Source organism: Borrelia sp. A-FGy1 (assembly GCF_014084025.1).
GTDB lineage: Bacteria > Spirochaetota > Spirochaetia > Borreliales > Borreliaceae > Borrelia.
In genome coordinates this window covers 143,518-158,446 of record NZ_CP043682.1, presented here as the reverse complement: position 1 = coordinate 158,446, position 14,929 = coordinate 143,518, and the positions used below count along the sequence as shown (strand labels likewise).

Annotated in this window: 12 protein-coding genes; 6 read left to right on the top strand and 6 right to left on the bottom strand. The window is 29.4% G+C overall.

Features of this window, described 5'->3' with window-relative positions; translation table 11 throughout:
* Positions 1 to 3: 3 nt before the first annotated feature.
* The 4 genes from F0310_RS00740 to F0310_RS00725 form a co-directional block, all read right to left on the bottom strand.
* Positions 4 to 672 carry a BB0158 famile outer surface lipoprotein gene (locus F0310_RS00740; protein ID WP_182117067.1) on the bottom strand — a complete coding sequence of 223 codons (669 nt, stop codon included), beginning with the start codon at positions 670 to 672 and terminating at the stop codon, positions 4 to 6.
* A 301-nt stretch (positions 673 to 973) separates the two neighbouring features.
* A complete protein-coding gene (locus F0310_RS00735) occupies positions 974 to 1,702 on the bottom strand; it encodes a S2/P23 family protein (protein ID WP_182117066.1) in 729 nt (242 codons plus the stop codon).
* Between the two features lie 204 nt (positions 1,703 to 1,906).
* Positions 1,907 to 2,323: a hypothetical protein gene (locus F0310_RS00730; RefSeq protein WP_182117065.1), complete on the bottom strand. Its 417-nt coding sequence runs from the start codon at positions 2,321 to 2,323 to the stop codon at positions 1,907 to 1,909.
* Positions 2,324 to 2,775: 452 nt separating this feature from the next.
* The gene (locus tag F0310_RS00725; protein ID WP_182117064.1) at positions 2,776 to 3,912 is read right to left on the bottom strand and encodes an LIC_12708 family protein; all 1,137 of its coding nucleotides are present in this window, start codon (positions 3,910 to 3,912) and stop codon (positions 2,776 to 2,778) included.
* Positions 3,913 to 3,974: 62 nt separating this feature from the next.
* On the opposite strand from F0310_RS00725, the gene secA reads away from it, so the two are divergent.
* Both secA and F0310_RS00715 read left to right on the top strand, forming a co-directional pair.
* The gene (gene secA, locus F0310_RS00720; protein WP_182117063.1) at positions 3,975 to 6,674 is read left to right on the top strand and encodes a preprotein translocase subunit SecA; all 2,700 of its coding nucleotides are present in this window, start codon (positions 3,975 to 3,977) and stop codon (positions 6,672 to 6,674) included.
* A 15-nt stretch (positions 6,675 to 6,689) separates the two neighbouring features.
* The gene (locus F0310_RS00715; protein WP_182117062.1) at positions 6,690 to 7,304 is read left to right on the top strand and encodes a superoxide dismutase; all 615 of its coding nucleotides are present in this window, start codon (positions 6,690 to 6,692) and stop codon (positions 7,302 to 7,304) included.
* Between the two features lie 94 nt (positions 7,305 to 7,398).
* On the opposite strand, the gene nagB is transcribed toward F0310_RS00715, so the two are convergent.
* Positions 7,399 to 8,202: a glucosamine-6-phosphate deaminase gene (nagB, locus tag F0310_RS00710; RefSeq protein WP_182117061.1), complete on the bottom strand. Its 804-nt coding sequence runs from the start codon at positions 8,200 to 8,202 to the stop codon at positions 7,399 to 7,401.
* Between the two features lie 32 nt (positions 8,203 to 8,234).
* On the bottom strand, positions 8,235 to 9,440 hold the full coding sequence (gene nagA, locus F0310_RS00705; protein WP_182117060.1) for an N-acetylglucosamine-6-phosphate deacetylase: 1,206 nt from the start codon (positions 9,438 to 9,440) through the stop codon (positions 8,235 to 8,237).
* Positions 9,441 to 9,617: 177 nt separating this feature from the next.
* Between nagA and fliD the strand changes: the two genes are divergently transcribed.
* From fliD to F0310_RS00685, 4 genes are all read left to right on the top strand, one after another.
* Entirely contained in the window at positions 9,618 to 11,618 is a 2,001-nt protein-coding gene (gene fliD / locus F0310_RS00700) for a flagellar filament capping protein FliD (RefSeq protein ID WP_182117059.1), read from the top strand.
* 114 nt (positions 11,619 to 11,732) lie between these two features.
* Positions 11,733 to 12,743, top strand: a complete 1,011-nt coding sequence (locus F0310_RS00695; RefSeq protein ID WP_182117058.1) for a flagellin N-terminal helical domain-containing protein — start codon at positions 11,733 to 11,735, stop codon at positions 12,741 to 12,743.
* Between the two features lie 131 nt (positions 12,744 to 12,874).
* Positions 12,875 to 13,993, top strand: coding sequence for an ATP-binding cassette domain-containing protein (locus F0310_RS00690; protein WP_182117057.1), 1,119 nt, complete (start codon positions 12,875 to 12,877; stop codon positions 13,991 to 13,993).
* A 6-nt stretch (positions 13,994 to 13,999) separates the two neighbouring features.
* Positions 14,000 to 14,899: an ABC transporter permease gene (locus tag F0310_RS00685; protein WP_182117056.1), complete on the top strand. Its 900-nt coding sequence runs from the start codon at positions 14,000 to 14,002 to the stop codon at positions 14,897 to 14,899.
* Positions 14,900 to 14,929: the final 30 nt, after the last annotated feature.

The following is a 14,929-nucleotide window of genomic DNA, read 5'->3' as shown; positions in this document are numbered from 1 at the left end:
TATTTATTCTACTGGTATTGGGAAGTATTTAAAGTTTTTCTTTTTATAAACTAATCTTAATTCTTTTTGAAAGTCGTTATATATCTTAGGATTGATTCTTATTTTATATTTTTTTTCTAATCCATTTTTTTTATTTTTTACTGTTATTCTTGAAATAATATAGTACCAATGTGGATGCTTGTAATATCCAGCAATTGTTTTAGCAAGTGTGCTAGTTCTTATTACTCCAAAAGAATATGCATCTGTGCAGCCTTCTTTTTGTGAATTTTGTTTTCCAGTTGCTATGCTATTTAAGTAATATATAAAGTTTCCATTATCAGGAGTTAAAAATTTTAATTGGGTTATTTCATATTTTTGAGAAGCTTCACTTGACAAATCAAATGAAATAGTAGCTGCTGAACCAATAATGACAAAAGCATTGACAAATGAATAAGTTATTCCTTTAAGTTCTTTTATTTTTTGACCTTTAGGATCTGTTAATTCCATATAGGGCATGCTAACTGCGACTTCAGCTGTTGCGAAAAAGAGACTTTTTTGTAATGTTTTAACATCTACTTTTATATTTTCTTTTACAATATTTTTATTATTTTGGAATAGATCTATTTTATCTGTTGCAAACATAAATTGACTTAATCCTATAAAGAGAAGAGATAAAATTGATTTTTTTGGCATTTAATTCTTATTTATGTCCTTTTTAAGTAATTTTTGTTTAGAATACAAGAAGATAAATTTATCTAATTATATCATAATAAAGAGATTTTATAGATAGGATAACCTTATTGTGATTTTATTTTTTGTAAGAATTCGTGGTCTTTTTTTAAGAAATAAAATATCTGGAATTATCAGCTTAAAGTTATGGTTTAATTTGTAATTGATTTGAATAATAGTAATAAAATAGTTTTATGGATAGAAAACTTTATCAATTAGAATTTTTATTACCGATGCTAGTTTGGATATCAAAATAATCCGCCTTTCACATTGTTTTGATATCGAATAAATCAAAAGCTATTTCTTTAATTTTTGGATGCAATCTTGCTACTTCTTTTAATAGATCATGTACAAATTTTGAGTTTAAGGATATTTCATATATTTCTAATTTTTGACTCTTTTTATTTTTTAAAGTTAGTTCAGCAATCATATAGTTCCATTCTCCATTTATATATGTATGGTCAAAGGCCAATCTAACTTCATCGCTTATTAGTTTTCCAAAGGGATAGGATGTTACATAGCCTTTTTCCCCTGATGGCTCAGGTGGGAGTAATTTGGAGTTTTTAATTACTAGGTTATCACCTGCTGTTTTTAGTTTTAAATTTTCAACTATGTATTCTAGGTCACCTTTTTGAGTTGTTTCAATAAGAATTAAAAGAGATACAGTATCGCTTAATTCTTCATTCATCTTAATAGGAGAAACTACATAAGAATAGCCCATCTTTTCCCTAAGATTGGAAATTTGTTTTCCTTGTTTATCAAGAATTGGCATTGTTTTTGTTTTTTTCCAGGTAACAATTGCACTTTTATTTATTACAGGTAATTTTTCTATGTATTTTTCTCCATCGATGAATTCTAGTTTATTGTTCCCTATTTGTATTCCAACTTCTCCACTTAATTTAACTTTCTGATGTTTTCTGAAAAAGGCACATCCTATTATTAATAAAAATAGCATGGGAAGTATAAGGAATTTTATATTTATTTTGTTTAACATAATATTTTTCTCCCCTTTTTATGAATATTCTTTAATCAATGCTTTAAGCATGTTTGATGGAAATTGAATTAGTAAATTGCCACATTCTCCTTCTTTTATAAGAATATTATGATTTAAACTTATCTAATAATAACATCATTTTAGTATTATTATTGCACGTTTTAGTTATTTTTTTAGAAATTTAAATAGAACTAGTATATTTTTTTATAGTAAAGGTACTTTTGCTGCAAAAAAATGAATTGTTCCAATAATTATTGAAAATATTCCTATTAATTTCTTATTTTTTTCAAGTAAAGATTTAAATTTTTCATATTCTTTATTGTTTTGAATATTTGTTGGAATCTTTTGGCTTAAGAAAAAGATAAACCCTATAAAAAATAAGCTAATGGCAGGAAGTAAATTCCCAATTATAGGCAAACTATAGGGTGTAATTATTTCAAAAATGCTAGCTATTAAAAATACTGTCCCAAAAATGCTTCTTATATTTTTGTTATTATTAATTAAATTTACGAATTCTTCGAATAAAATGGAGAACTTAAATTTTTCTCTTAAAATTGGGAATGTTAACACTATACCTCCCAATATATTAAGCAAGACTGATATAAAATACACTTGTAACATTTCTAACCCTCCAAAATCTATTGTTTTACTAAAGCAAGCCTTATCTTCTTGTTAATTTATTAAGATTACACTCAGTAAAATTTCACTTCTATATGCAACATTAGTATATAATGTATAGCTAATATTGTCTACGTGATCATGTTATTTTCAGTGATCTTATTATCTAATTATGTTTTTAAGCTAGATTTTCTAGCTCCTTGTTTTTTTCTTTGAGTATTGATTTTCAAATATAAATTTTATTCATTTTTTCGTATTTTATTATTACTATAGGTTTGTAGTTAGTTTAGCTTAGATTTTATAAATTTTAGAATTAATATATATTTTTATAACAAATAGTATTACAACAAAGATCATCCCTATAATTAAACGTTTTGTTAATGTTTGTTTATATTTTCTTTGTTTTTTTGTTTTGCAATTTTTGTTTTTCATGGATTACTTATTAAGTATGAGTATCATAGTTTAAGTAGTGTGTTTAAATTCCACCAATAAACACTTACTCCACTTTTTTCTCCGTAAAGTATGCTAAGTATTCCATCTTTAGATAGACTTTCGGCAAGAAATGTAAGGTTTGTAGGTTCAATTAAAATCATTTGTTCTTTAATTTGTCCGTTGATATCCAAGTTCCATATTAAAGTATTGAGCAGGTTTTTTATGTTAGTAGATGCTATTATTCTATCTTTTTGAATTCCAATAATGTTTATAAAACTTTCCTGTTGATCGTCTAATAGATTTTTGGGTAAAATAATTTTGTCTTTTATTTCAAATTCTTTATTATTATTTAAACTTATTTTGTGGAGATATTGATTTTTAATTCTTACGCCAAGATCATTGATATTTTCATTGGTTCCAATGTTTTCATAGTAGGTTGTCTTGACATAAATAATTTTTTTATTTACTTCAAAAAATACTTTATCTATTGATATATTATATTTTTTGGTTTCTTCTTCAGGTATTTTTAGCATATATTTATTAACGTAAATCTTATAAAGAGGCAATAAATTATTATCATAAGAATATATGATATACCCTTCGCTATATATAGTTATTATTGCTATATGATTTCCATCATCAATATTTATGTCGTAAACTTGTGGAAATGGTGTTCCATTTTTTCCTTCTTGTCCTAAAACTTCTACAGATAAGTCTTTATTTAAAATAAATATTTTAGTAAAGTATGCAATATTTTCCTTTTTGTCAAACTTAGCCTTTCTGTAGTCAAGTTTGTCTGACACTATAATAAAATCTTTTGACGGATAGATGGCTTGAATGCCTTCAAAGTCTATTTCTTTGATTTTAAGGTCATGATTTGTTTTAAATATTCCATTTTGGTAAGCTTGAATTAATTTTCCATAAGAATTAAAAATCATTAATTTGTTTGCTTTTGCTTCTACAATGTATACAAGTCCGTTATATGTTTTAATATCAAAACTTGAATTGTTAAATTTGTTTTCAAGTGGTGTAATTTCTCCAGGCAATGTTCCAAATGGTATCTTGAATTGCTTTTCTCCTAGTTCATTTAAAGTTTTATGGTTACATGATATAATTATAAAAAATAAACTTGGTATGTAAATTTTATAAAACTTTCTCATGTTTTAGATGTTATTATTTTAAATGGTTAAAAGTCAATTGTTTAGGAGAATTGATACCTAATATGTTAAAAGCGATATTTGAAACAGCCTTTGGTTCAAAAATTAAGAGAGATTTGAAAAATTATCTTCCTGCTTTAAGAAATATTAATAAGCTTGAATCTTGGGCACTTTCTTTGTCAGACGAAGACTTTAGTAGCGAAACACAGAAATTTAAAAATGAACTTAATGAGGGTAAAACTTTAGAAAATATACTAGAAAGAGCTTTTGCGCTCTCTAGAGAAGCTGCTAGGAGACGTCTCAAAGAGAGACCTTATGATGTTCAAATTATTTCAGGACTTGCGCTTCATCAGGGGAAAATAATAGAGATGAAGACGGGTGAGGGTAAAACCCTGTCTTCTGTGCAGGCTGCATATCTTAATAGTTTAACGGGTGATGGTGTTATTATTGTTACTGTTAATGATTATCTTGCTGAGCGTGATTCAAATTGGATGAAACCAGTTTTTGATCTTTTGGGAGTTAGTGTTGGTGTTGTACTTTCTAAAATGGATTATGACAGAAGGAAATTGGAATATCGCAAAGATATTACTTATGTTACAAATAATGAACTTGGGTTTGATTATTTAAGAGATAATATGCGTTTTGATTTAGCACAGAAATCTTTAAGAAATTTTAATTATTGTATCATTGATGAAATTGATTCTATTTTAATTGATGAAGCTAGAACTCCTTTAATTATTTCAGGTTCTACTGAAGGAGACACTAAAGCTTATCTTGAAGTTAACTCTTTAGTGCCTCTTTTAAAGGAATGTTCTAAAGATCCAAAAACAGGGGACTATCCTTTAGAAATTGATGAATTTGATGGAGATTATACTATTGATGAAAAAAGCAAGAGAATATCTTTCACGGTAAATGGATTAAATAATCTTGAGAAAATTTTGGTTTCAAAAGGAATAATTAAGGGATCTATGTATGTTGATTCTAATTTTAATTATGTTCACTATATGACCCAAGCCTTAAAAGCTCATTTGCTTTTTTTAAAAGACAGAGAATATATTGTTGGAAAATCTGGAGTTGAGATTGTTGATGAGTTTACGGGTCGTATTTTAACAGGACGAAGATATTCTGATGGATTACATCAGGCTATTGAAGCTAAAGAGGGAGTTAGGGTTGCTAGTGAAAATAAAACTATGGCAACAATTACATTTCAGAATTTGTTTAGAATGTTTAAGAAGATTTCTGGGATGACAGGTACTGCTGATACAGAAGCTAAAGAATTTCATAGAATATATAACCTTGATGTTGTAGTTGTTCCTACAAATAGACTGGTGTCCCGAATAGATGAGGATGACGTTATTTATTATACTGAAGAATTTAAGTTTAATGCAATTACTGATGAAGTTTATGAAGCTTATAAGAAGGGACAACCTGTTCTTATTGGTACTGTTTCTATTGAAAAATCTGAAATTTTGTCAAACATGTTTAAAAATAAGGGAATTAGGCATGAGGTTCTTAATGCAAAGAATCATTCCCGTGAAGCTTTAATTATTGCTGAAGCTGGCGCAAAACATTCTGTTACAATTGCTACTAATATGGCAGGCAGGGGTACTGACATTAAACTTGGAGGTAACCTTGAGCATAGAGTTCGTAAAAAGATTGGAACAGAAGAAAGTCTTGAGGAATTTCAAAGGGCTGTTCGCGAAGAAAGGGAAATATATATTAAGGATTATGAAGAAGTGAAGGAACTTGGTGGGCTTTATGTTATTGGTAGTGAAAGACATGAATCAAGAAGAATAGATAATCAACTTAGAGGAAGAAGTGGAAGGCAAGGAGATCCGGGACGCTCAAGGTTTTATGTATCTCTTGAGGATGATTTAATGCGTCTTTTTGCAGGCGATAGTTTGAGATCATTAATGGGGAAGCTTGGGATGGCTACAGGAGAACCTATTGCACATTCTTTACTAACTAGGTCCTTAGTCAATGCGCAAAAGAGGGTAGAAGATAGGAATTTTGAAATTAGAAAACATCTTCTGGAATATGATGATGTTATAACAAAACATAGGGAGTTCATTTATGCTCAAAGAGATTCAATTCTTGCTGATGATAATATTAAGGAACGCCTTCTTCTTTGTTTAAGGGAATACCTTGATTTTTTGTTTGATGATAAGGGGAAAGGTGATATTGTTACGGGTGCTGTATTAAGTGAAGTAAATTCAATTTTTGCCTACATGATGGAGAATATTGGATCTGTTGAGGGCATTGGTATTTTAGATTTAAAAGAAAAATTAATAAAAATTGCAAAAGCCAATTTGGATGAAAAGGAAGATTTAGTTGGCCCCGAGCTTTTGAATGAATTTTTAAGGTATGAATATTTAAGGAATATTGATTTTAAATTTCAGGAACATCTTGCAAATCTTGATTCTTTAAGAGAATCTGTTTATCTTAGATCTTATGCTAACAAAAATCCTATTACTGAATACAAGGAAGAGGGATTTTTAATTTTTAGTGAGCTTGTTAAAGATATTAAAGTTGAGACTTTGAGACGAACTTTACAGATGAAAGTTGATATTGATTCTAGTAGTTATAAAAATAAGCCCCTTAAAAAAATAAGCGCTACTCATAAAAAATTTGCAGATTTAGTTTCTGGAGAAGGAGATAATCATAGAGGAGTACAAATAGTTAGAAGTAGCCCAAAGATTGGTAGAAATGAGCCTTGTCACTGTGGAAGTGGCAAAAAGTATAAGAATTGTCATGGAAAAGGTTAAAAATAGGAGGATTTTATGTTTAAGTTGCCAGAGCTTGGTTATGATTATGGTGCTTTAGAGCCATATATTGATGCTAAAACAATGGAAATTCATCATAGCAAGCATCATAATGCATACACGGTAAATTTAAATTCTGCCCTTGAGAAGACAGAAATAAATTATTCTAAAGGTGGTATTGAAAGTGTATTAAAAAATATCCAGAGTTTTCCTCAGGAATTGCAAACGACAATAAGAAATAACGGGGGTGGTTATGCTAATCATGTTATGTATTTTAGAATTTTGAGACCAGGAGATAAAGATAATATTTTGGAAAATTTTGAAGAACATATTAATACTGCTTTTGGAGATCTTGACAAACTTAAGATGGCTTTAAAGGAAGCATCTATGAAGATATTTGGGAGTGGTTGGGCATGGTTAGTTCTTCATGCAAAAAGAGAATTACAAATAATAACAAAAGCAAACCAAGACAGTCCTTTGATGGAAGGATATAAGCCTATTTTGGGTATTGATGTCTGGGAGCATGCTTATTATCTTAAATATCAAAATAGAAGATCAGATTATCTTGATTCGTTCTTTAAGGCTTTAAATTGGGAAGAGGTTTCAATGGTGTATAATGAAGCGATAGAATAATTTTATTAAAAGATTTTAAACTAATAAACTAAGGCACACATGAATTATTATAAAGCCTAGTTTAGTTTTTATTGTTGGTTTAAATTGATTAGCCTTATATTTCGTTGTTAAAGTTTTCTTTTTCAATATCATTGAAGTATTTTACTGTACCAACTTTAAGTTCGTATGTTGCAGCTTCATCTGATACAATAATTGCTTTTTTATGCAGTTGTAATGCACTAATTGTCCACATGTGGTTAATTCCGCTTTCAATGGCGTGTTTTAATGCTCTTGCCTTATTATGTCCATTTACAATAATTAGCAATTCTTTTGAGTCCATAATTGTACCTACTCCTACTGTTAAGGCACTTTTGGGAACTTTATTAATATCGTTGTCAAAAAATCTTGAATTTGCAATAATTGTATCTTTAGTTAATGTTTTGACTCTCGTCCTTGATTTAAGAGACGATCCTGGTTCATTAAAAGCAATATGTCCGTCAGGCCCAATTCCTCCCACAAACAGCATAATTCCACCATAGGATTTAATTTTTTCTTCATAGTTTTCGCATTCTTTGTAAAGATTATTAGCATTTCCATTTAGAATATGTACATTTTCATTTTTTATATCTATATGTGAGAAAAAATTATTCCACATAAATGAATGGTAGCTTTCAGGATGGGTTTTATCTAGTCCTACATACTCATCCATATTAAATGTAACCACATCTTTGAATGAAATTTTTCCAATTTTATTCATTTCAATTAGATTTTTATACATTCCAATAGGAGAACTGCCTGTTGGAAGTCCTAAAACGAATGGTTTTTTTTTTGTTGGTGAAAATTCTTTTATTCTCATTGCTACATGGTTGGCTGCCCATTTTGAAATGCTTTTATAGTCGGGTCTAATGATTAATCTCATTTATATTTATCTCCTTGTTTTTGCGATTAAAATCAAAGCTTATTAAAAATTATTTTTGATTCTATCATAGTTAATTTCAAGTTTAAGTCTTTATCAAGTACATTTATATTTGCATCGTAGTCATGGCATATTAATGCTTTTTTTTCAAGATTAATTATTCTTGTTGGGTTATATGAACTTGCTTGGATAGCGTCGCTTAAACTATATCCAAATTCTACTAAATTTTTAATACCTTGTATCATTGTAAGAGATGAGCCTGCTATTGTATCATTTTCTACTGTGTGAAATAAACCATCATTCTTAAGGTAGACCTCTTCTCCATTAGCGATTAATTTTCCTGTTTGCTGTAGTGTTGGAGTTAGGCCGTCAGTTACAAGAATTAATTTGCTTATGTCTTTAAGTTTTCTGAGCATTAATACAAGTTTTGGATGGATATGGTATCCATCAGCAATAATTTCGCAAGATACATCTCCATGGATTAATACTGCTCCTATTGCATTTGGATTTCTATGATCAAGTTTTGACATTGCATTGAAGAAGTGAGTTGTATGAAGTATGCCTACTTGAAAAGCCTCAATCATATTTTCGTATTTTGCATTGGTGTGTCCTGCTTGGAGTGTTATATTGTTTTCCATACAAAACATTGCAAGTTCTCTCATGCCTTTAAGTTCAGGTGCAACTGTCATTGTAGCAATATTTGTTCTTTTCCTTCCAAAAGAATCTGTGAAAGTACCTCCGGCTGCGTCTATAAATTTTTTCATAATATCTATACTTGGCTCTTGAAGGTAAGAGATAGGATGAACACCTTTTTTTTCAGGGGAGAAAAATGGCCCTTCAAGATGAAGTCCTAGGATCTTAGCACCTTTTTCTTTACCTATAGCGTCTGTGCATGCTTTGATAATCGCAATCATTTCATCAATTGGACGGGGATAAAGTGTTGGCAAGAAACCGACTACTCCGTAGTCTGCTAAATGATGTGACATTTTAATTATTGATTCTGTTGAACATTGATCAGTTCCATATCCATAAAAACCGTGTATGTGGTTATCATAAAAACCTGGTGTTATATAGTTTCCCTTAATATCAATCATTTCATATTCTTTTAGATCAATTTTTTCAAGTCTGTCGGATGTTACTATATCAAAAATTTTACCTTTTTTAATAAGGACAGCTGAATTTTCTATTTTATCATTTCCTGTCAGTACGGATTTTGAGTTGAATAAACATAAATTTGGCATATTTACTCTCCTACGAACTTAAATTTTACTATAATCAAGGGGTGTTTTTAAAGTTTTTATTTTCTTGATATATTTTTCATTTTTATATATTAACAATTTTGTTAGCTTTTTAGATAAGCTTTATTATTAATTTTTTTATGTCTTCTGTGTTAAACTTTTAGTACAGGGGGGTATTTCGTGTCTTCTGGGTTTTTTGTTCCAGGCGTAGATAATAAGTATAATACTAAAGAAATACGCGAATCAATGCTTAAAGTAGATAAAGCTAAAATAGATACATCGTTGAAGAAACTTGAGCAGTTAGAACAAGAAAGAAACGCTTGGCAAGTGATTAATAGGAAAGTTTCTACTTTAAATTCACTTGCAAAACAAATTACATCTATTAATAGTCCTTTTAATCACATGTCAGGAAAGTCTAGTAATAATAATGTGCTTTCTGTGTCTGCTCGTTATGGAGCTAAGAATGAAACTTATAGGATTAATGTTAATCAAGTAGCCAATTCGGATGTTTTTTTATCTGCAAATTTTAAACAGAAAGAAATTGCTATCCCTGTAGGAGATTATACATTTTTAGTAGGCTCTAAAGAGATTAAGTTTAAGAATAATGGAGATATTGAATCTCTTGTGAATGATCTTAATAATCGCGGTAAGGGATTTTTAACTGCAAAAGTTATCAAAAGCGATAATGCTGGAAATAGTAGATTGATTTTACAATCTTTAAAAGAAGGTGAATCTAATAAACTTATTATAAAAGATGAAGCTTTAAGGCTTGCTAGACAAATAGGCATTTTGAGTGAACTTGAAACAAATTTTACTCCAAATCTTACAGAAATTGTTAATAGTCAACGAAATAGCAGCAATAACATTTCTCTTAATAAGAATAATATCATATTGGAACCTTTATCAGAAATTTCAATAAATATTCCAGAAAATATTGAGATTAGCAGTGGAAGTAAAATTAAATTTGATATTAAATATCACGACACAGATGATGAAGGGATTTTAAATGAAATTATTTTTAACCCTGGAGAGGCTACATTTGAAGATGCTAAGGTTGAGGGGGAAGATAGTATAATTAATCTTGGACCTGATCATAAACCTCCTTTAAGGGAAAAAAAATATATTCAAATGAATATGGTAAAAATACACAGTAATTCGGGATCTTTGGAATTACCTCCAGTAAATGTTTCAAGTGAATTTGAAAAAATTGAGGTTGAAATTGGGGCACTTTTAGATTTAAAAGAAATAAATATTGAAAATAAAGTTAATAACAAGGTATTCACTATTCGTAATATTGAGATCTTTGATCCAAGAAGCAGAAATGGTTATTTACCAATAAATGCAAAAAGCTTTGCTGAGAATGCAAAGCTAAGATTTGATGGAATTGATATTGAGCGTGATTCAAATACTATTAATGATTTGATCCCTAATGTTACATTAAATTTAAAGAAACCATCGGAAGAAATTATTATTGCTCAGGTTGAACCTGATTATGAAGGAATTAAAAAACTTTTGTTAGATTTTCTTGTGGCCTATAATGAAGTACTTGCTGAGATTAATATTGTAAGTTCAAATGAGGATAATACAGAGGGTAAAAAGTCAGATGTACTGGAGGAATTGACTTATTTAAGTGAGGAGAGTAAAGAAGAGGCTTACAAGAATTTGGGGACTCTTAAATCAGAATTTGCATTAAAGAATCTTAAGGCAAGATTAGAGTCAATTATATTTAGTAATTATAGGACTAGTGATCCTAATTTTTCAATAATAAGTCAAATAGGAGTATTTACTAATTCCATATCTTCTTCAGGTGGTCTTTCTCGTTATTTGCAACTTGATGAAAAAAAGTTTAATGAAATAATACAAAACAATATTAGCTCAGTAAGAGAACTTTTTGCTTTTGATCTTAATGAAGATCGTATTTATGATGATGGTCTTGCTAAGATACTTGGAGATTATCTTTTTCCTTTAGTAAGTTCTGGGGGTTTTATTTATAATAAAATAAGGAGTTATGATCTTAAGATTCCTAATCAGAAGAATGTGGTTGAGGACTATAAGAAAAAATATGAGGAACGAGAGAGAAAGGTAGAAGGAGAGCTTAATACTTTAGATTTTACTGTAAAGAGAATGAAGGAGCAAGAAGATATTCTTAAATCTTTTGATTTACAGAGACAAAATAAGTAATGAATTTAATTTAATTTATGTTATGTTTATTTTTTTATTGTTTTTGTGATATCCTTTTTTAGAAGGCAAAGGGATTTGCCAAAATTATAGAATTTAATCATGGAGGAATAACATATGATCATAAATCATAACACTTCAGCTATTAATGCTTCAAGAAATAATGGCATTAATGCTACTAATCTTAGCAAGACTCAGGAAAAACTATCTAGTGGGTATAGAATCAATCGTGCTTCTGACGATGCTGCTGGTATGGGTGTTGCTGGTAAGATTAATGCTCAAATTAGAGGATTGTCTCAAGCATCTAGGAATACTTCAAAGGCTATAAATTTTGTTCAGACAACTGAAGGTAACTTAAATGAAGTAGAAAAAGTGTTGGTAAGAATGAAAGAGCTTGCAGTTCAAGCTGGCAATGGTACATATTCAGATGCAGACAGAGGTTCTATTCAGATTGAAATTGAACAATTAACAGATGAAATTAATAGAATTGCTGATCAATCTCAGTATAATCAGATGCACATGTTATCCAACAAGTCTTCTGCTCAAAATGTAAGAACAGCTGAAGAACTTGGGATGCAACCTGCAAAAATTAATACACCAGCATCGCTATCAGGAGCGCAAGCTTCATGGACATTGAGAGTGCATGTGGGTGCAAACCAAGATGAAGCTATTGCTGTTAATATTTATTCAGCTAATGTTCCTAACCTTTTTGCCGGTGAGAGTGCACAGATAGCAGAATCACCAGCTCAAGCGGGGACTCAGCAGCAAGATGGTGCACAGGAACCAACAGTAGCAGCAGCTCCAGCTCAAGGGGGAGTTAATTCTCCAGTTAATGTTACAACCACTGTTGATGCTAATATGTCACTTGCAAAAATTGAAAATGCTATTAGGATGATAAGTGATCAGAGAGCAAATCTTGGTGCTTTTCAAAATAGACTTGAATCTATTAAAAATAGTACTGAATATTCTATTGAAAACTTGAAAGCATCTTATGCTCAAATTAAAGATGCTACAATGACTGATGAAATTGTTTCATCTACAACTAATAGTATTTTAACGCAATCTGCTATGGCAATGATTGCACAAGCAAATCAAGTTCCTCAGTATGTGTTGTCACTTCTTAGATAAATTTGATTCTTCAAGAAAGAAAGGGTCTTTAATAGACCCTTTCTTTTTTGCTTGTAACAGGGAAAATATTGATGTTTTAGTATAATTAATATTGATATGCTTAATTACAATATTTTCATTAGGAGTGCACTTTGTATAAGGCTAGCGTTAGAGTTAAAAACCTTTATAAAACATTTTCTTATAATAATAGCAAAAAGCAAATAGTTAAAGCAATAAATAGTTATGAATCCGGAAAAGATAGGGCAGAAATTTATAAAGAATCTGCAGTCTTTATTGCAAATGCTAATATTAGTCTTGATGTTTATGAAAATGAGATTTTAGTTATTATGGGAATGTCAGGCTGTGGTAAGTCTACTTTTGTTAGATGTTTAAATGGTATATATAAAATAGATTCTGGATCTATTTTGATTGATAATATTGAGATGAATGATATTAATCAAAAAGATCTTTCTGCTTTAAGAAAAGATAGATTTGCTATGGTATTTCAAAGTTTTGGACTTTTCCCACATATGAATGTTTTAAGAAATGTCACTTATGGACTTGAAGTTAAAGGTATTTGTAAAAAAATTAGAATACAGAAAGCTCTTGATGTTTTAAGGCTTGTAGGGCTTGAGGATGCTCAATATAAATATATAAATGAACTTTCAGGTGGAATGAAGCAGAGAGTTGGCATAGCAAGAGCTTTGGTGGTTAATCCGGATATACTTTTAATGGATGAGGCTTTCTCAGCTCTTGATCCTTTAATTCGTGGAGAAATGCAGGATGAGCTTTTAAGATTGGTAGATAAATTGAAAAAGACGGTTGTATTTATTACGCATGATTTAATTGAGGCCTTTAAATTGGGCAATAGAATTGTTTTTATGAAAGATGGAAAGATTATTCAAGTAGGAAAACCTTTGGAAATATTGGCAAATCCTAGTACAGATTTTATAGCTGATTTTATTAAAAATCTTCCTGTTTTAAGCATTTTAAAGATTAAGGATATTATTAAAATGGATTTTGCTATTAGTGAAGATTCTGATAGAATTAATGTTATTATTAAAAAAGAAGGTAGTAAGTTTAGCTTGTACAATAAGATTAATAAAAGAAAATATAGTAATATTGTTGCTTTAAATCTAAGGATAGATGATGAGATAAAAAGTGTTGTTCAGTATTTAAATAAATTAAATTATTTGGTAATAACAGATAATAGAGATAGTATTATTGGTTATATTGATTTAGGGGAAATTACTGGGTTGTTGTCAAGGTAGTTATTTGTGAGTAGAGATTTTGTAGTATCTAATATAGATAAATTTTTTAACTTTTTGGTTGACAATTTTGCAGATTCAAATGGTATAGGATTTTCAAGGTTTGTTCTTTTGTTTTATGAAAATTTAAAAATTTTATTTCTTTTTATTAATCCTATTCTTTTTATTGTTATCATTTGTGTTTTCAGTGTTTTATTTTTAAAGAAAAGGTTAGCTTTATTGATTATGTTGGGATTTTGTTTTATTTTATATTTTAATCTATGGGAAGTTTCAATGGATACTTTATCAATTATTTTTGTGTCTGTATTATTTTCCGTAATTTTAGGAATTCCAATAGGTATTTTAGGTGGATATTATTCTAAATTTTATGTGTTTTTAAAGCCTATGCTTGATTTAATGCAAGCAATGCCCCCATTTATTTATTTAATACCAGCTATACCTTTTTTTGGTATGGGGACATCTTCTGCTATTTTTTCTACAATAATTTTTGCAATGCCCCCGGTTATTAGATATACAAGGTTAGGAATTGTTCAGGTACCGGGGGAGGTAATTGAAGCTGCAAAATCTTTTGGAAGTAGTAATTTTCGTATTCTTTTTCAGATTCAGTTACCCTTGGCTCTTCAAAGTATAATAGAGGGAATTAATCAATCAATAATGATGGCAATATCTATGATAGTTATTGCAGCAATGGTTGGATCATCAGGATTAGGTAGGACTGTAATATATTCTGTTGAGAGATTGAATTTTGGAGAAGGTTTAATATCGGGATTGGCAGTTGTTGTAATAGCTATTATTTTAGATAGGATTATGCAAACAATTTTTATTAAATTTAGTTATTTAAACGCTGATAATTATGGAATCAAAAAAGAAAATAAATTTAAGAGATTTTTAGAAATGTATAATAAGTAATATTATTTGTGTTAATTGATGGAGAATTTT

Bases quoted from the DNA above. Each gene is read 5' to 3' on its own strand.
- F0310_RS00740 (WP_182117067.1), bottom strand. From the start codon at position 672: ATGCCAAAAAAATCAATTTTATCTCTTCTCTTTATAGGATTAAGTCAA.
- F0310_RS00735 (WP_182117066.1), bottom strand. From the start codon at position 1,702: ATGTTAAACAAAATAAATATAAAATTCCTTATACTTCCCATGCTATTT.
- F0310_RS00730 (WP_182117065.1), bottom strand. From the start codon at position 2,323: ATGTTACAAGTGTATTTTATATCAGTCTTGCTTAATATATTGGGAGGT.
- F0310_RS00725 (WP_182117064.1), bottom strand. From the start codon at position 3,912: ATGAGAAAGTTTTATAAAATTTACATACCAAGTTTATTTTTTATAATT.
- secA (WP_182117063.1), top strand. From the start codon at position 3,975: ATGTTAAAAGCGATATTTGAAACAGCCTTTGGTTCAAAAATTAAGAGA.
- F0310_RS00715 (WP_182117062.1), top strand. From the start codon at position 6,690: ATGTTTAAGTTGCCAGAGCTTGGTTATGATTATGGTGCTTTAGAGCCA.
- nagB (WP_182117061.1), bottom strand. From the start codon at position 8,202: ATGAGATTAATCATTAGACCCGACTATAAAAGCATTTCAAAATGGGCA.
- nagA (WP_182117060.1), bottom strand. From the start codon at position 9,440: ATGCCAAATTTATGTTTATTCAACTCAAAATCCGTACTGACAGGAAAT.
- F0310_RS00695 (WP_182117058.1), top strand. From the start codon at position 11,733: ATGATCATAAATCATAACACTTCAGCTATTAATGCTTCAAGAAATAAT.